Raw genomic sequence first — 18754 nt, forward strand, 5'->3', positions numbered from 1 at the left:
TTATAACGGGTTTGTCACCCTGACTCCTTGAACAAAGATGTTTATAGAGTCTGCAGATATTCCAATCGTTTTATCAAGTGTGTATTTCACTTTTGATTGAACATTATGTGCGATTTCTGAAATTTTTGTTCCATAGCTAACAATTATATACATGTCAATATGTAATTCATCATTTTCATGACGTACAATGACACCGCGAGAGAAATTTTCTTTACGCAAAATGTCAGTGATTCCATCTCTAATTTGATTTTTAGATGCCATACCGACAATACCGTAACAATCGATGGCAGCTCCACCTGCGATTGTTGCAACCACATCGTGAGAAATATCTATATGACCAAAATTTGTTTTCATTTCAATGGACATTTGCTTTTCCCCCTAACTGGATTCATAACTTTAACCTAGCTATAGTCATTTTACTATAATATATTTTTATTTAAAAGTCGAATAAAAATCGATACTTTGAAGTCAAAGACTCAATTAGGAACACCAAAAGGAGGATTTTTCCCCTCTGCCTGTCGGAGCAGACCAGTCGCCTTCGCTTTTCGTTTTTGTCTAGTTGCGGCTCCTTGCTCCTCGGGGTCAAATAACCTCCCACTCATTAAAGTCAAAGAGCTGACTTCATTGAGTGGGAGAACATTTGCCTGTCGGAGTAGACCAGTCGCCTTCGCTTTTCGTTTTTGTCTAGCTGCGGCTCCTTGCTCCTCGGGGTCAAATAACCTCCCACTCATTAAAGTCAAAGAGCTGACTTCATTGAGTGGGAGAACATTTGCCTGTCGGAGCAGACCAGTCGCCTTCGCTTTTCGTTTTTGTCAAGTATTTTTTCTTGAAAGGTTTTAGTTGGAGTCTTGCATTATTGAGGGTTGTATGATAAATTATTAAGGTATCTTTTTATGATGAATATTGAAGTGATGAAACATATGATATTTCGACTTCAGGGTAAGGAGGGAAATAATATGCCAAAAAAATGTGTTGTAACTGGACGTAAAACTCGCTCAGGAAATTCACGTTCTCACGCAATGAACGCAAATAAACGTACTTGGGGAGCTAATCTTCAAAAAGTTCGTATTCTTGTAGATGGTAAGCCTAAACGTGTTTGGGTTTCTGCAAGAGCATTAAAATCAGGAAAAGTTGAACGCGTATAATCGTTTCAGCATGATCCTGGCATAGTAAAAAAAATGCCGACAATCGGCATTTTTTTTTACTCTTTTTTAAACGTTCCTAGCATCGCACGAACAATTCCACCTAAAAATTTAGGTAACTTAATTGTATAAAATTTCATACATGTCCCTCCTCATTTAACTTACAAAACCAATATCGAGCAGATTACCACTAGTTTAGAAAATCAATAGTTTTCTAAAAATGGTGTAAACAAGCTAATCAAGTTGCCCAAATATATCGGGTTAAAATAGTTTATTCATAACAAATAAAAATGAGTACGCTCCCTGAAAAAAGGGCTTATAAAATTATCAATCTTCACTTCTTATCATCATTAATATGCCTGATGTGAAAGAAAAAGTACCGGTTTCTTCAATAAGTTCATTACTGATACATAATGTCGATCCCATTTGTATGTGTTTATTTTCTAACGGATATTTAAACCCAAGCAATGTTAACCCCTCTACATGTTTACTGAGGGGAATAAAAGAAATATATGATCTTTTATCTATTTTATTTATCGTGTACTGACCTGGTGAAAAAACGGAAATTATATTTTGTTTATCAATGACTTCTATCGTACATCCAATACTTTCTTCCCTTGTTAGTATCATAACATTAGCCATAAAATGATCCATTCTTCCACCGGTCGCGCCAAAAATTCTTATGATCCGTGGATTTTGATTTATTGCCCATAAAAAAGCAAGCTCCATATCTGTTTCATCTTTTTCTGGTTTATATTTTTTAATATTATTCGTAATTTGTTTCATTTGTTCCCATTGGTCTTTTGTAACGGAATCAAAATCACCAAACGCCAATGAAGGGTGAATATTATTTTGAATTAAATACATCACGCCAAAATCCACCCCAACCCATATTACTTCGGATGAATCATAGTCGGAGAGATCAGGAATATATGTACGAGGTCCACCTGCGACAATATGTATAATTGGTTGCATGTTTTTCATTCCTTTCTTGCTTTTTAGATAAAGCTTTCACGAATTAATAAAGGCTAAAAAGCGTCACTAGATGTTACTTAAACTAAACAAAAAGCCAGCAAATAGCTGACTAGTTTGTTATTATTATAATGTTTTACGAATCTCATTGATTGCTTTTTTACGGTCTTCATGATTATAAATGGCAGAACCAGCTACTAGTACATTCGCCCCTGCATCAGTGCAAAGTTTCGCTGTTTCAGGATTAATTCCTCCATCCACCTCAATCTCAATATTTAATCCTTCTTGGTCAATCAGCTCTTTAACTTGTTTGATTTTTGGAAGTACACTCTTAATAAAACTTTGGCCTCCAAAACCAGGATTTACCGTCATAAGTAATACCATATCAATATCTTTCAGAACATGCTTGATCATTTCAACTGGTGTTGCCGGGTTCAGAACTACACCCGCTTTCACACCAAAGGAGCGGATATGTTGAATCGTACGGTGTAAATGTTTACATGCTTCAACATGAACAGTTATATAATCTGCCCCTGCCTTTACGAAAGATTCAATGAATTGATCCGGATTTTCAATCATTAAATGAACATCTAAAGGGAGTTTTGTAATAGGACGAATTGCTTCAACAACTAATGGACCCATCGTAATATTTGGAACAAAATGTCCATCCATCACATCAATATGAATATAATCTGCTCCTGCCCTTTCGACATCTTTTATTTCATCAGCTAATTTTGAAAAATTTGCAGATAAAATTGATGGTGCAATTTTCACCATAATCAGTACCTCGGCTTTCTATCTTTTATTTCCTGCAAAAACTGTAAATAGTGATCATAACGATATCTAGGTATCTCTTCATTTGCCACAGAATCCTTAACTGCACATTTAGGTTCATTTAAATGTAAGCAACCGCGAAATTTACAATCATTTCTCAATGCAGCCATCTCAGGGAAACAATTTGATAAGTATTCCGCCTCTAAGGTATCGAATTCTAAAGCACTAAATCCTGGAGTATCAGCAACTAGACCATTCTCGATATCAATTAATTCAACATGGCGGGTAGTATGCTTTCCTCTTCCTAAATGAGAGGAAATATGGCTCGTCTTTAATTCAAGATCAGGTTTAATTGCATTTAATAAAGAAGACTTCCCTACGCCAGATTGTCCAGCAAATACACTAATTTTCCCTTTTATATGTGGCAAAAGCTTATCTAATCCTTCTTCTGTTTTTGAAGAGGATAAAGTGATTTCATAACCAATTTTTCGATAATCGTTAACAAAATCACTTAACTTCAATCTTTCTTCATCCGTTAATAAATCCATCTTTGTAATACAAATGATGGGCCTAATCTCATTAGATTCAATAATTACTAAAAAACGATCAAGTAATATCGAACTAAAATCTGGTTCTTTAGCAGAAAAAACAAGAATCGCTTGATCTACATTGGCAATTGGAGGTCGAATTAGCTCATTTTTTCTTTCATATACCTCCATAATGTATCCTTCCCGGTCATTTTCTGCCTGATAAACAACAGAATCTCCAACAAGAGGGGTAATTTTATTTTTTCTAAAAACCCCTCTCCCTCTACATTGGATAATTTGATGACCATCTAATACATAATAAAATCCACTTAATGCCTTGATAATTTTCCCTTCAGGCATAGCATCGACTCCTTCAAATTTAGTTAATCATTAGGATAATGAACGACATCTTCCAGAATTACTTCATTTCCTTTCATAACACGATATTTGGCAGTTTCTCCTTCTTTTATTGTAAATTGTAAAAGCCTTTTAGTCGGTTCGGTAATTGTAAACGTATCAAACGGAACAGATAGATTATTATTCATGTCTTCAATGAAAATTTGAATCTCTTCGGGCTTCTGCTCTTCTTCGTCCGATTCATATGGGATAGATATTTCTTTTTCCACTGTTTTCGGTGGTTTTTCTTTTGGCCCTTTAGACATTACGACTTGAACCCTATCTCCCTTGATTAATTGTGCACCAGGAGCAGGATATTGTGATATGACCAGTCCTTCTTTTACTGTATCATTATATTCTTCTTTTGACATATCAATAACTAGGCCCGTTGACTCCTCATAATCCCTTAAGCCTTTTTCATTATAATCTCTTAAATCCTTGAGACTAATTTTTTCTAATCCTTTACTCACAGTAAATGTTAACACAGTCTCACTAGGAACAACATCTCCAGATATAGGATCCTGTTCAATAATCGTACCAGCGGGGCTATCACTGTATTCTTCTGTCATTTTTATATCCTTAAATTTTAACTTTTGATTGTTTAAAAGATCATAAACCTCTTCATAGGACCTTCCTGTATAGTCAGATAGGGAGAATTTCTCCTTACCACTACTGACATAAATATCAATTTCGGCTCCTTCTTTAACTAATTTCCCTGCTTTAGGATTCGTTTTAATCACATATCCTTCAGGTATTTTTTCATTAGACGTTTTAATTTTTTTACCAACTTTTAGATTAGCATCTCTAATCGTCTTCACCGCGTTATCCAAACTAACTTCCTTAACTGAAGGGACTTTAATTTCCTTTGGCCCTAACATTGTTGGCAAGAAAAGAAAGCCGAGTACAGCAATGATGATTAGAAAAACGAAAGACCCACCAACGATCCACGGCCATTTTCTTTTTTTCTTTTTTTTGTCTTTTTTCTTATCCTCATTTACACCTGTTTGATCTATATCCTGTGATCCGCTTTCTTTCGAATGAATAATCGTTTCCTCTTTGGGATTCATTGAGTGTAAATTTGTAATAATAGGAATCGCTTTCGTTGCTTCATTATCCTCAGGAATTGTAAATTTAGCTTCATTAATCCTTTCCGGATCTAATGCCGTTCGAATATCCTCCCCCATCTCATCCACATTATCATAACGTTGAAAAGGATCTTTTGACGTAGCCTTTAATACAATATTCTCTACACTTTGTGGAATATTAGGATTCCATCTTTTCATTGAAGGGGTTTCCGTCTGTAGGTGCTTCAATGCAATGGAAACGGCAGATTCACCTGAAAATGGCAATCTGCCAGTTAATAATTCGAACATGACAATACCGAGAGCATATATGTCTGATTTTCTAGTAGCCATTCCGCCCCGGGCTTGTTCCGGTGATAAGTAATGCACTGTCCCTAATACAGAATTAGTTTGAGTTATAGAAGTTGCACTTAATGCCATCGCTATTCCAAAATCTGTGATTTTCACAACCCCATCATGATCAATTAAAATATTTTGTGGTTTGATGTCACGATGAATAATTTGATATTGATGGGCATGTGAAATAGCAGAAACAAGCTGTGCCATTATATCAAGTGCCTTCTCAATCGATATTGGATAGTACTGCTGTATGTATTGCTTCAGTGTCATCCCATCTACATATTCCATCACTAAATAATAAATATCCTCTTCTTCCCCTACATCATAGATATTGACTATATTAGGATGATTTAAGCTTGTCGCAGACTGGGCTTCCCGTTGAAAACGATGGATAAATTCTTGTTCATTTGCAAAATCTAATCTTAATATTTTTATTGCTACATCTCGATCTAGAATCATATCTCTGGCTAAATAAACATTAGCCATACCGCCGCCGCCAATCATACTAATAATTTTGTAGCGGTCACTTATTCTTTTACCAATCAACATTCATTACACCCGCCTTCATCAGAAGAAGAAACTTCGATAATAACAAGTGTTATATTGTCTTCACCACCATGGTCATTTGCCATGTCAATTAAAATTTGTGCTTTCTCTTCGATGTTATTTTCATTTTCTAAAATTTCTTTAATTTGGTCTTCGGTCAATTTGTCTGAAAGACCATCAGAGCATAAAAGTAAATAATCCCCTTCCTCAATGATAATCGTTTTTACATCAGCTTCTATTGACTGTTCAGTACCTAATGCTTTTAGAACGACATTTTTACGGGGATGATGCTCTGCATCTTCCTTTGAGATAATTCCTGTTTTCACCAATTCATTAACATATGAATGATCTTCAGTAATTTGTTTAAATCCATCCTCATTAAATAAATAGCAACGACTATCACCAATATTGGCTATTGTTACAAAATCATCTGTATAGGCAGCGGCAACTAATGTAGTTCCCATACCTTCACACTCAATATTATTATTAGCGTGCTCAAATAAAGACTGGTTAATTTCTGTCACAATTTCATGTAAATATTTTTCAACCATTTCAGCACTAGTCATTTTAGGTGCTTGTGTCCAATTTTTATACATTAAATCTACCGTTATTTTACTTGCCACATCACCTGCATTATGACCACCCATTCCATCTGCCACAATCGCAAGGTGATCACCTGCTGAATTAGTAAAAATTCCCCCATTGTCTTCATTCCGTTGACGAATTTTCCCCTTATCTGTTCGAAAAACAGCCCTCATCTTTAGAGGTCACCCCATTTCTTCTTTTCGTTACTTAGTTCTTCCCCTTCTTTCTGAAGCATGAGATAAAAAATCCATCTCCACCAAAATCTTGAGGAAAAATTTGCACTCGATTATTGTTAACTAACGGCTGGATCATTTCAGTTAGTTGTAGTGGATATTCTTCGAAATCATTTGCCTCTTTTAAAAACTCTTGTACATTCCCTTCATTTTCCTCTTTATCAACAGTACATGTACTGTAAACAAGCAAACCACCAGGTTTGACTAAGCGTGATGCTTCAATCAAAATACTTTTTTGAATGGTCTGAAGTGATTGAAGATCCTGTAATGTCTTGCTATATTTTATATCGGGCTTTTTCCGCAACACACCTAAACCTGAGCATGGTGCATCTACCAATACTCGATCAAAGGATTCGCCTTTAAAATTCTCGCTTACCTGCCTACTATCCATTGCCCTAGTTTCAACATTATTTAATCCTAGCCTGTCCGCATTTTCACTTATTAATTTTATTTTATGCTCATGTAAATCTAATGAAATCACTTTACCTGTTCCATTTAATTTTTCGGCAATATGCGTCGTTTTTCCTCCAGGAGCTGCACAACAATCTAGAATATTAAGATTCTTAGTTAGGTTCATAGCATAAGCTACTAGCATTGAGCTTTCATCTTGGACCGTTATATAGCCATTCTTAAATGCCTGTGACTGGGCAAGGTTTCCCTTTAATGATCTAAGCGATTCAGGAACAAGCGGACTATATTGAATTTCATATCCTTCATCTTCTAACATTTGCTTCACTTTCTCTACTGAAGCTTTAGTCATATTTACTCGTGCTGTTTGTATAGGGGCTAAAAGATTTACTTCACACATTTCCTTCGTTTTTTCCAATCCAAATTGTTCGGCCCAGCGCTTGACCATCCATTTCGGATGACTAGTCTCAATCGAGATTTTTTCAATTGGATTATGTATCTCCTCTAAAGAAGGGAGACCCTTTCTTTGAACAGCTCTTAAAATGCCATTAACCATTCCTGAAATCCCGCGATGTCCTCTTTTCTTGGCAATTTCAACCGCTTCATAAATAACTGCACGATCTGGAATTTTATCTAAATAGACCATTTGATATAAAGATAGCCGTAAAAGTATCTGTACCCATGTTTCTATCTTCTTATTTATAAATGGTTTTAAGAAATAATCCAGTGTATATTTTCTTTGTATTGTCCCATAAGTGATTTCCGTTAATAGTCCAATATCAGGACCACTAATAGAATTTCTTTGTATTACGTGGTTTAAAAGTAAATTACTATAAGCCTGATTTTTCTCAATTGCTTCTAATATTTCAAGCGCAGATTCACGTACATTCTTCTTTTTATTTGCCATACTATTCTCCTAATATTGTTCCAATAGGTAAAGTAGAACCAGTTCCATTCAAAAACTGTTCTCCAGACATCTTTTTCTTTCCTGATGGCTGTAACTCAGTTATCTTTATACCTGTTAAATTACCTGTAGCAACGACGATTCCATCCTTCTCTTTTTCTACAATACTACCTGCTGGATGCTGTTCTGATAAAGAAACTTTTTTAGATTCCCAAATTTTCATGACATTCCCATTAAGGGTTGTATAAGCAACAGGCCATGGGTTTAAACCTCTAATATGGTTGTAAATGTCTTCACCTGTTTTAGACCAGTCAATTTTTTCCTGTTCACGTTTAATATTTGAGGCAAATGTTGCTAGTTCGTGATTCTGTGGAATGGATGTAAGCTCATGATTGATAAGCTTTGGTAATGTATCCGATAATAAATTCGCTCCCGCTTGGCTCATTTTAATATGTAAGGTACCCACATTATCTTCCTCTGTAATTGGGACTTCAACTTGACTAATAATATCACCAGCATCTAGTTTTTCAGCCATATACATAATTGTTATCCCTGTTTTTTTCTTTCCTTGCATAATTGCATAATGGATTGGAGCACCACCACGTAGCTCAGGCAATAATGACGCATGTACATTAATACAACCAAGCTTAGGAGCATCTAACAAATCTTTTGGCAAAATTTGACCATATGCTGCAGTAATTACTAAATCTGGTTTTAATTTGATAATAGTGTTTAATTCTTCAGATCCACGAAGCTTTTCGGGTTGATAGACAGGGATTTGATGTTTCTCTGCTTCAACTTTGACAGGGGTTGGAGTAAGTATTCTCTTTCTTCCGACCGGGCGATCTGGTTGTGTAACGACAGCTAACACCTCATACCCGTCTTGTATAATTCTCTCTAATACTGGAACAGAAAAATCTGGCGTTCCCATAAATACAACTTTTGTCATTCTCCTTCATACCCTTCTAATTCTTCTTCATCAATATATTTAAGAACTTTTGATGTAAACAAAATGCCATGCAAATGATCAATTTCATGCTGAATGGCACGTGCAAGATAATCTTCCGCTTCTAAAAAGAACGTTCTTCCCTTTATATCTTGTGCTTTTACTTTTACGTAATAGGGACGTGAAACTGTTCCATATAACCCCGGAAAGCTTAAGCATCCCTCTATATCTGTTTGTTCACCTTTTGTTTCAAGAATCACAGGATTAATTAAATTGATTCTACCTGCTTCATCACCGATATCAACTACAGCTATCTGTTGATCAATTCCAACTTGTGGTGCTGCTAATCCTACACCATCTGCTGCTAGCATCGTATCATACATATTATTGAGTAATGTTTTTAAGTTTTTATCAAATTGCTTTACCGGTTCACATTCTTTTTCAAGAACCTCTGCCGGATGTTTTACAATCGTTAGTATCGCCAAGATGTTACCTCTTTTCCTCTATTCATTCCAGCTCTGTGCAAACACTATTATTTTGGAAAATTATACGGCAAATTTTCTTTGGAAAATTAAACTACAAATTTTCTTTGGAAAATTAAACTACAAATTTTCCTACATCATCATATAAGGATTGACATCTATGTTGATGGTTAATCCTTCTGATGTGATTTGTTGTTGGTAATGTTCTAATAGATTACGGAGCTGTTGTGTTAAATTTGGTTCCCGTTTGTATTTTATCAAACATTGATATCGATATCTATTATTGATCTTTGGAATGGGTGATGTGGCAGGTCCTAGTATAATTGCTTCTTTAGATAATTTTGAATGAAGATAGTTCGATATTTTTTCTGTTATCGATACGACCTTCATTAAATCCTCATGACTAACAGTTATCAATGCAAGATAATAAAATGGCGGATAGGAGCCCAATTTTCTCATCATCATTTCTTTTTTATAAAAATGATCATAATCCTGCATTCCTGCAAGCTCGACACTATAATGTTCAGGTGTATACGTTTGAATCACAACTTCGCCGGCTAAGTGATGTCTACCTGCTCTTCCACTCACCTGAGTTAATAATTGAAAGGTTTTTTCTGAAGCACGAAAGTCTGGTAAATGCAGCATCGTATCAGCACTTAATACTCCTACAAGAGTAATATTAGGAAAATCAAGCCCCTTTGCAATCATTTGTGTTCCTAATAAAATATCTGCTTTTCCCTCCTGGAATTGTTGTAACAATCTTTCATGTGCCCCTTTTCGAGTTGTCGTATCTACATCCATCCGGATCACTTTAGCCTCTGGTAAGAGTTTTGCTATTTCCTCTTCTACTTTTTGTGTTCCAGTACCAAAGTATCGAATATGCTCACTATCACACTCTGGACAAACAGATGGAACACTGGCTTCGTATCCACAGTAATGACATTTCATCTGACTAGTAAAACGATGATAGGTAAGGCTAATTTCACAATGAGGGCATTGTAGAACATAACCACAATCACGACACATAACAAATGAAGAATGACCTCGTCGATTTAAAAAAAGGACAGTCTGTTCCTTTTTAGATAGACGATCCTGAAGCTTTTCAAACAGTTCTCTTGAAAACATAGAGCGATTACCTTCGCGAAGCTCTTCCCGCATATCCACAATAGAAACAGAAGGCAATGCTTGGTTATTCATTCTTTTTTTCATGGAAAGTAGTGTATAAACACCCTTTTGGGATCTTGCAAATGACTCTAGTGAAGGTGTTGCACTCCCTAGTATTACCGGGCATTGATGAAGCTTTCCACGGTAAATGGCGATATCCCTAGCATGATAACGGGGATTTTCTTCTTGCTTATAACTATTTTCATGCTCCTCATCAATAATAATAATCCCTAGGTTTTCAAAAGGAGCAAATATAGCTGATCTTGCTCCAACTACGACCCTTGCTTCCTTACGTTCAATTTTTCTCCATTCATCATACTTTTCTCCGATGGACAACCCACTATGAAGGACAGCGACATCATTCCCAAACCGTCCTTTAAATCGTTCAACCATTTGTGGGGTTAAAGAAATTTCAGGTACAAGTACGATCGCCTCTTTTCCTTTGTCTAGCACACTTTGAATAGACTGTAAATAGACTTCCGTCTTCCCACTACCAGTAACCCCATTTAATAGGAACGTTTCTTGATAGTTACCTTCAATGGAACGAATAATTGGCTCCATTGCCATTGACTGCTCCTCTGTCAATTGAAAGGGTTTAGTTTTCTCAAAGATTCGATGTTCATAAGGATCACGATATTCCTCTTTATTTTCTTCTTGAAAGTAACCTTTATTTATTAATGAACGGATAGTAGTAGATGCTACACCTGTAACTTCTTGTACCTGCTTAACAGATATATACTCATTTCCATTCTGGAGAAAATATTCTAATACTTTTTTTTGTTTTAAAGCATTTTGTGAAAGACCTTCAATTGTTTGAAGAAGTTCTTCATTCGTTAATAGACACTTAATTACACGTATTGTTTTTTTATTCGCTTTATTTTTTACTAAATATTTTATTTCAACTGTTCCATTTTTTATTTCCTGCTGTAGTAATGGAAGGAGTTTTCTTTCGGAAGCAGCATCCCATTTTAGCTCCATTTTATTTCCAAATATTTCATCTAAAAATGGATTAGTTCTATCGTCAATACGTTTAAACACTTTCTCATATTTTGCTTTCATAGCTGCTGGTAACATTGCTTGATATGCAGATATTTTCAAGCATAATACTTGTTCGGATAACCATTTACCAAGATTTAATAATTCTTCGTTTAATACTGGATATATATCCAATGGTTCATGAATTGACTTTAATTTCATTACTTCGGTGTGTTCTTTTAATTCAATTATGAATCCTTGGATTAATCGTGGACCAAAGGGAACAGACACCCTCATACCAGGCTTGATAAAATCCTCCCATTGTTCAGGAACAAGATAATCAAATAATTTATCTGTATTCATTGTAGGAACATCTACAATTACACTTGCTATTCGCATGCTTGATCACTCTTTTTAATTTCCTGAATCACTTCATCAAGAATCGCTTTTGCTGTTTCATTCTTACTTAAGAGTGGTAGGGCTCTTTTTGTATGATTCTTTTTGTACATAGTGACAATATTCGTATCCCCAGCAAACCCTGCCCCTTCTTTACTTACATCATTGGCTACTATCATATCGGCATTTTTTCGTTCTAGTTTACCCCAAGCATATTCATCAACTTTTTCAGTTTCTGCCGCAAATCCTACTAAATATGGTTTGTCCTGTTTTAAACCTAATTCTTTTAATATATCTTTTGTACGCTCTAATTCAAGAACTAAATTTCCTTCTTTTTTCTTCATTTTTTGTGATAAAACTACTTTTGGACGATAATCAGCTACTGCTGCACTTTTGATGACAATATCTGCATGTTTATAGTGCTTCATTACTGCTTCAAACATATCCTGTGCACTCACAATTGGAACATGCACTACTTGATCAGGTATTTTTAAGCCTACATCACCTGAAACAAGAATAACTTCCGCTCCCATTTTCACTGCTTCCTCTGCAAGAGCATAACCCATTTTACCAGAGGATCGATTTGTTAAATAACGCACAGGATCGATAATTTCTTTTGTTGGGCCTGCAGTAATAAGAATGGTTTTCCCTTTTAACTCTTGCTTTGATTCTTTAAAGTACTCACCTAATAATTGAACCACTTTCTCAGGTTCTTCTAAACGTCCTTTACCTACATAGCCACAGGCTAGATAGCCCTCACTAGGCTCCACAAATTGATATCCAAAGTCAGCCAATGTAGTAATGTTTCTTTTTACTGCTGGATGGTCATACATATGTACATTCATCGCAGGAGCAATCCATATTGGTGCTGTTGTTGCTAATAATGTTGTTGAAATCATATCATCAGCAATCCCGTTCGCTAATTTTCCAATAATATTCGCTGTCGCAGGGGCAATAAGAACTAAATCCGCCCAATCTGCTAAATCTATATGTGCAATGACTTCAGAATTTTTTTCATCAAAAGTATCCGTATATACATCATTTCTTGAAAGTGCTTGAAAAGTTAAAGGTGTGACAAACTGGCATGCTGACTTACTCATAATCACTTTTACCTTTGCGCCTGCCTGTGTTAACTTACTTGTTAATGCTGCTGCCTTATATACTGCTATTCCACCAGTTACACATAATAATATCTTTTTGCCTATCATGACTATTCCTCCATTTAAGCATTGTTCTTATATTATGAATGATTTTGTTCCTAGTTAAAAGAATCCTGTCTTTGCAATAACTAATTTTCGAAAATAAATGTCCTTTTAATTAGCTCTATCATCAATGACTAACTTAAGATATTTACTCTATTATAAATAGCAGTCAAGTCCAAGAAAAGAGCTTAAACAAGAAAAGCCGTTTTCATATATTTGTTGCTTTTGGGTAAAACCATACTGCAGGCTTTTACACCTAATAAAGAATTCAGAGCGGTCTTATGTAGTTTTCAGCTCTTTTCTCGTGAAATGAAAGGGGACTAGCTATATGAATCGGTTCCTTCACGGTAAGCAATCGCTCGCTTTAGTTACCCTGCACGTGCTTTTTCGTCATTCACGGTAATCAATCACTCCCTTTAGTTACCCTGCACGTGCTTTTTCGTCATTCACGGTAATCAATCACTCCCTTTGGTTACCGTACCTACGCAATTTTCTCCTTTACAGTAATTAATCAGTCTCTTTTGTTACCGTGCTCAGGTGATCTCCTCTTCACAGTATTCATACTCTCAGCTTATGGATTCAAATTTTACTCTTAATAGCAACAATGTTTGAGAAAAGTGCTTAAAAAAACCTTTTTCTTATATTTGTTGCATTTGTAAAAACCCCTACTGCCGGCTTTAACACCTAATAATGGATTCAGTGGTTTTTATGACGTTTGTAGCTCTTTTCTCAATGAAATGAAAGGTGTAACGTTCTTAAGATAGGTTTTTGTTAAACTTGAGAAAAGTGCTTAAAAAAGAAAAAACAACCTATTTGATAGGTTGTTTTCACCTTATTATGCTTGTTCTTTGTCTGTATTTGTTTTCATTACTAATGTTTTCGCATAGATTTCTTCAAGTGCTTTGCCTACATATTTTTGCGAAACAAAATGATCAAGCGTTTCTTTTCCATCTTCCTGAAGATTCCGTGCACGCTTAGCTGCTACAGATACTAAGGAATATTTTGAATCAATAATTTTAAGTAATTTGTCAATAGAAGGATATAACATATCATTCAACCTCCAGCATTTTTTTATATCTTGGTGCAATTCTACTTGTCTTGCAATGTTCGGCCAGTACAATTGCCTTAATGCGATCACAAGCAGCTTCCACTTGATCATTTTCTACAACATAATCATATAAATTCATCATTTCAATTTCTTTTCTTGCTTCTTTCATACGATTATTAATTAGTTCATCAGATTCTGTACCACGTGTAACAATTCGAGATTGTAATTCCATAAGACTTGGTGGGGCAAGAAAGATAAACAGGCCTTCAGGAAATTTTTCTCTCACCTGTTTTGCTCCCTGAACCTCAATTTCTAGAAAAACATCCTTTCCAGAATTTAAAGTTTCTTTAACATAATCAATCGGAGTACCATAGTAATTCCCTACATACTCAGCGTATTCAAGTAACTTATCCTGTTTAATTAACGCTTCAAATTCATCTCTAGATTTAAAGAAATAATCAACGCCATCCACTTCACCTTCACGAGGCTTTCTTGTTGTCATAGAAATTGAATATTCAAAGTTTGTATCTTCATGGGAAAATATAGCCTTTCTGACTGTTCCTTTTCCAACACCTGAAGGTCCAGAAAGTACAATTAATAATCCTTTTTCTTTCATGAAAAAAATTCCTACCCTTCTTCACCATTATCGTCTTTACTACTAAGACGATGAGCCACTGTCTCAGGTTGGACAGCAGATAAAATAACATGATCATTATCCATTATAATAACTGCACGTGTACGTCTCCCGTAAGTAGCATCAATTAAATTTCCACGATCTCTCGCTTCCTGCACCAACCGTTTAATTGGGGCTGATTCAGGACTAACAATCGAAATAATTCGATTGGCAGAAACAATATTTCCAAAACCAATATTAATAAGTTTTATAGACATCATAATCCCCTACCAACTAATAGTCTATTTTGACCCGATAATGAAAGATTAAACTCTTTATTCAATATTTTGTACTTGCTCCCTCATTTTCTCCAATGTAGTTTTTAAATCTACTACTAACGCAGCAATTTGAGAGTGATTTGCTTTTGAACCAATCGTGTTAACTTCTCTGTTCATTTCTTGCATCATGAAATCAAGTTTTCTTCCAATCGGTTCCTTTAACGATAATATATTTTTAAATTGAGAAATATGACTTTCCAATCTAGTTATTTCTTCATTAATATCTGCTTTGTCTGCAAATATCCCTACTTCAGTTAATACTCTAGATTCGTCAATTATGCCTACCGTAAATTCCTTTATTCTTTTTTCCAATCTTACTTGATATTGTTCGATAACATATGGTGCAAATCCTTTTACCTTTTCAAGAAGTTCCTCAAAACGATTTAACTGGTTCGTTAGATCCTTTTGGAGTTCATTTCCTTCTATTTCTCTCATGCTCATTAATTGATGAACCGCTTCAGATACTGCCTCGATAACAAGATGATTAACCTCTTCATTTTCATCTTCTTTTTCTACAATTTCAAGTAAATTATCATTCGATAATAGATCCTCTAAATGAATTTCCTCAGCAATATCATATCTCTTCTTTAATTGGTTTATAAACTGATAATAATCATCAAGCAATTTCCAGTCAATATGTAAACTTCTATGTGTCAATCCTTCACCATCAATTGTTACAAAGACTTCAATTCTTCCTCTATTCACATATTCCCCGATTTTCTTTCTTATTTTATCATCAATTTTCATTAATTGTCTTGGCATACGCATATTTATTTCACAATATCGATGATTCACAGATTTTATCTCAACTGTTACTCCAAATAGAGAGGATTCCTTTTTACTACTCCCATACCCCGTCATACTATAAACCAATACAATCACATCCCTTGTCCTATTTGGAAATGTATTTACAAAGTATATGTAATGCAAAAGAAAGGTAATAGAGTGACACTCTATTACCTTTGGAATTATATCATATATTAAGCCTTTTTTCTTACAAAAAGTGATCCAGCAAGTAAAAAAGTTGGAACTGAGCTTAAACCAATGATTAGCATCCAGTCCTTCGGTTCAATTGGTATCGTGTGGAAGATCGGCTGCAATGCTGGTACATATATCGCAAGTAACATCAATAGTAAAGAAGAAATTACTGCCCAAACTAAATACATATTACCAAATGGGTTCCTCGAAAAAATTGATTTTTCACTACGGCAATCAAATACATGGATCAGCTGTGTCAATACAAGAGTTGCAAATGCTACTGTTTGCGCATATGCTAAATTTTCAGGATTTTTATGGTAAATCGTTAAAAAGGCAAGCAATGTAACAATACCTATAAGGAAACCTCTTGAAATGACTTTCCAACCAAGCTTTCTTGCAAATATTCCTTCTTTAGGATGTCTTGGCTTACGCCTCATCACATCATCTTCTGGTTTATCCAATCCTAAAGCCATGGCCGGTAAACCATCAGTCACTAAGTTTACCCATAAAATTTGAATAGGGACTAATGGTAATGGCAGTGATAAAAGCATCGCAAATAACATAACTAAAATTTCTCCAACATTTGAAGCGAGCAAATAGCGGACAAATTTACGGATATTCTCATAAATATTTCTTCCTTCATTAATTGCCGCTTTGATTGTTGCGAAATTATCATCTAACAGGATAAGAGATGATGCCTCTTTTGCCACATCCGTGCCTGTAATTCCCATAGATATTCCAATATCGGCAGATTTAATTGCTGGTGCATCATTAACTCCATCACCAGTCATTGCAACAATATGCCCACGATTTTGCAATGCTTTCACAATTTTTAATTTGTGCTCAGGTGAAACCCGGGCAAAAACTGCAACATCTTCCACTACTTCCTCCAACGCATCTAATGAAAGATTATTTAATTCAGCCCCTTCCATCACTTTTTCCTTTCCTCTAAAGATCCCTAATTGTCCTGCAATTGATTTAGCAGTGATTGCATGGTCACCGGTAATCATTATTGTCTTGATTCCTGCCTCACGACACTCCTTAATAGCTTGCTTTACTTCAGGGCGTGGTGGATCAATCATCCCCTGAATACCAACAAAGGTTAATCCCTTTTCGGCATCTCTTTCATTTAGTATTACTGCTTGTTCTTGAATGGGTTTAAACGCTATTGCTATGGTCCTTAATGCCATTGAAGCTAAATGTTCCACTGAGGATTCGATAGCATTTTTCAATTCTTCATTTAAATATTGTTGTTTTCCTCCCCACAATACAGATTCACTCAAACCAAGGAGAACATCTGGGGCACCTTTGGTTATAACAAATCGCCGTCCATTCTTATCTTTTACAATTACACTCATCATTTTCCTTGTTGAATCGAAAGGAAATTCTTTTTCTATTTTAAATTGTTTTAATAAAGAGTCTCTCGTTAATCCTGCCTTCAACGCGGATACAAGCAAAGCTCCCTCAGTTGGATCACCATCAATAATGAATTCATCATCTTTCTTTTTTAATTCTGCATGATTACAAAGTAGACCGAATGTTAAAAGCTGATATAAGCTTTTTTCATTTTGCGGTGTAATTTCTTGATCCTCTATATAAAAGCTTCCTTTAGGATTATAGCCCGTACCTGTTAAATTCCATGTGTTACCCCCACTCCACAAATGAGTAACTGTCATTTTATTTTGGGTCATTGTACCTGTTTTATCAGAACAAATGACGGATGCACACCCCAAAGTTTCAACGGCAGGCAATTTTCTAACGATTGCATTTTTACGTATCATTCGTTGAACACCCAATGATAATGCAATCGTGACAATAGCTGGTAGGCCTTCTGGAATGGCAGCAACAGCTAGAGAAACTCCCGCTAAAAACATAGTGTACAAATCATGTCCGTGAACGACGCCAGCAACCACAACTAATAATGTTAATCCTAAAGCTACAGTAATAAGGATTTTACCCAATTGCTCTAATCTTCTTTGAAGTGGAGTAACTAAGTTCTCTGCATTTTGAATCATGTCCGCAATTTTACCCATTGCCGTGTTCATACCAATTCCTGTTACAATACCAAGACCATTCCCTCTCGTAACCATTGTTCCCATAAAGGCCATATTTTCAAGATCACCTAAGCTTGCATGACTATTCGAAAGAGGTGCAATCGATTTAACAGCAGGTACTGATTCACCAGTTAAAGCTGATTCCTCAATTTCAAGATTTACTGTTTGTACCAAACGAACATCTGCACCTATTCGGTCCCCACTAGAAAATCTAATAATATCTCCGACAACGACTTCCTTTGAAGGGATTTTCCGCCACTGTCCATCCCTTAGCACGGTAACCTGTGGTGCCGACAATTCCTTTAATGCATGTAAAGATTTCTCAGCTCTTCTTTCCTGAAAAAAACCTAAAAACCCGTTAATCAATACAATTGCAATAATAGCTATAGCGTCAATATATTCACCTAATAAACCAGAAATAAGAGTTGCCGCTAATAGAACTAGAATCATAAAATCTTTAAACTGGCTAATAAAAAGCAGGAATGCAGATTGTTTCTCACCTTCCTGGAGCTCATTCCATCCAAACTGCTTTCTTTTTTTCTCAACATCACTAGCTGTTAGACCATTTTCAATACTCGTATTCAATATTTTTTCTACGTCTTTTTCTTTCATTTCATGGAACATCATTCACAATACACTCTCCCCTTACC

At 35.5% G+C, this 18754-nt stretch carries 19 protein-coding genes; 1 reads left to right on the forward strand and 18 read right to left on the reverse strand.

The features are described from left to right. Positions 1 to 366: an Asp23/Gls24 family envelope stress response protein gene (locus NST63_RS16255; RefSeq protein ID WP_058002608.1), complete on the reverse strand. Its 366-nt coding sequence runs from the start codon at positions 364 to 366 to the stop codon at positions 1 to 3. Positions 367 to 476: 110 nt separating this feature from the next. Beyond that, on the reverse strand, positions 477 to 740 hold the full coding sequence (locus NST63_RS16260) for a hypothetical protein (RefSeq protein WP_341042944.1): 264 nt from the start codon (positions 738 to 740) through the stop codon (positions 477 to 479). A gap of 216 nt (positions 741 to 956) precedes the next feature. Here NST63_RS16260 and rpmB point away from each other — a divergent pair, with 216 nt between their 5' ends. Further along, a complete protein-coding gene (gene rpmB / locus NST63_RS16265) occupies positions 957 to 1145 on the forward strand; it encodes a 50S ribosomal protein L28 (RefSeq protein WP_058002607.1) in 189 nt (62 codons plus the stop codon). Positions 1146 to 1201: 56 nt separating this feature from the next. On the opposite strand, the gene spoVM is transcribed toward rpmB, so the two are convergent. The 16 genes from spoVM to NST63_RS16345 all read right to left on the reverse strand — a co-directional run bounded on the left by spoVM (position 1202) and on the right by NST63_RS16345 (position 18731). Beyond that, positions 1202 to 1282: a stage V sporulation protein SpoVM gene (gene spoVM / locus NST63_RS16270; protein ID WP_058002606.1), complete on the reverse strand. Its 81-nt coding sequence runs from the start codon at positions 1280 to 1282 to the stop codon at positions 1202 to 1204. A 187-nt stretch (positions 1283 to 1469) separates the two neighbouring features. Further along, entirely contained in the window at positions 1470 to 2117 is a 648-nt protein-coding gene (locus NST63_RS16275) for a thiamine diphosphokinase (RefSeq protein WP_341042946.1), read from the reverse strand. A 123-nt stretch (positions 2118 to 2240) separates the two neighbouring features. Next, positions 2241 to 2891, reverse strand: a complete 651-nt coding sequence (gene rpe / locus NST63_RS16280; protein ID WP_341042947.1) for a ribulose-phosphate 3-epimerase — start codon at positions 2889 to 2891, stop codon at positions 2241 to 2243. Between the two features lie 2 nt (positions 2892 to 2893). Next, positions 2894 to 3775: a ribosome small subunit-dependent GTPase A gene (gene rsgA / locus NST63_RS16285; protein ID WP_341042949.1), complete on the reverse strand. Its 882-nt coding sequence runs from the start codon at positions 3773 to 3775 to the stop codon at positions 2894 to 2896. Positions 3776 to 3798: 23 nt separating this feature from the next. After that, positions 3799 to 5781 carry a Stk1 family PASTA domain-containing Ser/Thr kinase gene (gene pknB / locus NST63_RS16290; RefSeq protein WP_341042952.1) on the reverse strand — a complete coding sequence of 661 codons (1983 nt, stop codon included), beginning with the start codon at positions 5779 to 5781 and terminating at the stop codon, positions 3799 to 3801. Then, a complete protein-coding gene (locus NST63_RS16295) occupies positions 5775 to 6536 on the reverse strand; it encodes a Stp1/IreP family PP2C-type Ser/Thr phosphatase (protein ID WP_058002601.1) in 762 nt (253 codons plus the stop codon). The genes pknB and NST63_RS16295 overlap by 7 nt, the downstream gene beginning before the upstream one ends. A gap of 34 nt (positions 6537 to 6570) precedes the next feature. Continuing rightward, the gene (gene rsmB, locus NST63_RS16300; protein WP_341042954.1) at positions 6571 to 7911 is read right to left on the reverse strand and encodes a 16S rRNA (cytosine(967)-C(5))-methyltransferase RsmB; all 1341 of its coding nucleotides are present in this window, start codon (positions 7909 to 7911) and stop codon (positions 6571 to 6573) included. Position 7912: 1 nt separating this feature from the next. Continuing rightward, positions 7913 to 8857 (reverse strand): methionyl-tRNA formyltransferase, encoded by a 945-nt coding sequence (gene fmt, locus NST63_RS16305; protein ID WP_212941952.1) that lies wholly within the window; start codon positions 8855 to 8857, stop codon positions 7913 to 7915. Continuing rightward, the gene (def, locus tag NST63_RS16310) at positions 8854 to 9333 is read right to left on the reverse strand and encodes a peptide deformylase (protein WP_373312610.1); all 480 of its coding nucleotides are present in this window, start codon (positions 9331 to 9333) and stop codon (positions 8854 to 8856) included. The genes fmt and def overlap by 4 nt, the downstream gene beginning before the upstream one ends. 135 nt (positions 9334 to 9468) lie before the next feature. Beyond that, a complete protein-coding gene (priA, locus tag NST63_RS16315) occupies positions 9469 to 11874 on the reverse strand; it encodes a primosomal protein N' (protein WP_212941956.1) in 2406 nt (801 codons plus the stop codon). Then, on the reverse strand, positions 11865 to 13079 hold the full coding sequence (gene coaBC, locus NST63_RS16320) for a bifunctional phosphopantothenoylcysteine decarboxylase/phosphopantothenate--cysteine ligase CoaBC (RefSeq protein ID WP_212941960.1): 1215 nt from the start codon (positions 13077 to 13079) through the stop codon (positions 11865 to 11867). Before coaBC ends, priA begins: the two co-directional genes overlap by 10 nt. 829 nt (positions 13080 to 13908) lie before the next feature. Then, complete coding sequence (gene rpoZ, locus NST63_RS16325; RefSeq protein ID WP_071976648.1) at positions 13909 to 14121, reverse strand: DNA-directed RNA polymerase subunit omega; 213 nt, start codon at positions 14119 to 14121, stop codon at positions 13909 to 13911. A gap of 1 nt (position 14122) precedes the next feature. Beyond that, positions 14123 to 14737 carry a guanylate kinase gene (gene gmk / locus NST63_RS16330; RefSeq protein WP_058002594.1) on the reverse strand — a complete coding sequence of 205 codons (615 nt, stop codon included), beginning with the start codon at positions 14735 to 14737 and terminating at the stop codon, positions 14123 to 14125. Between the two features lie 11 nt (positions 14738 to 14748). Further along, a complete protein-coding gene (gene remA, locus NST63_RS16335) occupies positions 14749 to 15012 on the reverse strand; it encodes an extracellular matrix/biofilm regulator RemA (RefSeq protein WP_058002593.1) in 264 nt (87 codons plus the stop codon). A gap of 57 nt (positions 15013 to 15069) precedes the next feature. Beyond that, positions 15070 to 15945 (reverse strand): YicC/YloC family endoribonuclease, encoded by an 876-nt coding sequence (locus tag NST63_RS16340; protein ID WP_341042960.1) that lies wholly within the window; start codon positions 15943 to 15945, stop codon positions 15070 to 15072. Positions 15946 to 16052: 107 nt separating this feature from the next. Next, positions 16053 to 18731, reverse strand: a complete 2679-nt coding sequence (locus NST63_RS16345; protein ID WP_212941964.1) for a calcium-translocating P-type ATPase, SERCA-type — start codon at positions 18729 to 18731, stop codon at positions 16053 to 16055. Between the last annotated feature and the right edge of the window lie 23 nt (positions 18732 to 18754).

The sequence above is a fragment of the Heyndrickxia sp. FSL W8-0496 genome, from assembly GCF_038007825.1.
In the GTDB taxonomy this organism is placed as follows: Bacteria; Bacillota; Bacilli; order Bacillales; family Bacillaceae_C; genus Heyndrickxia; species Heyndrickxia oleronia.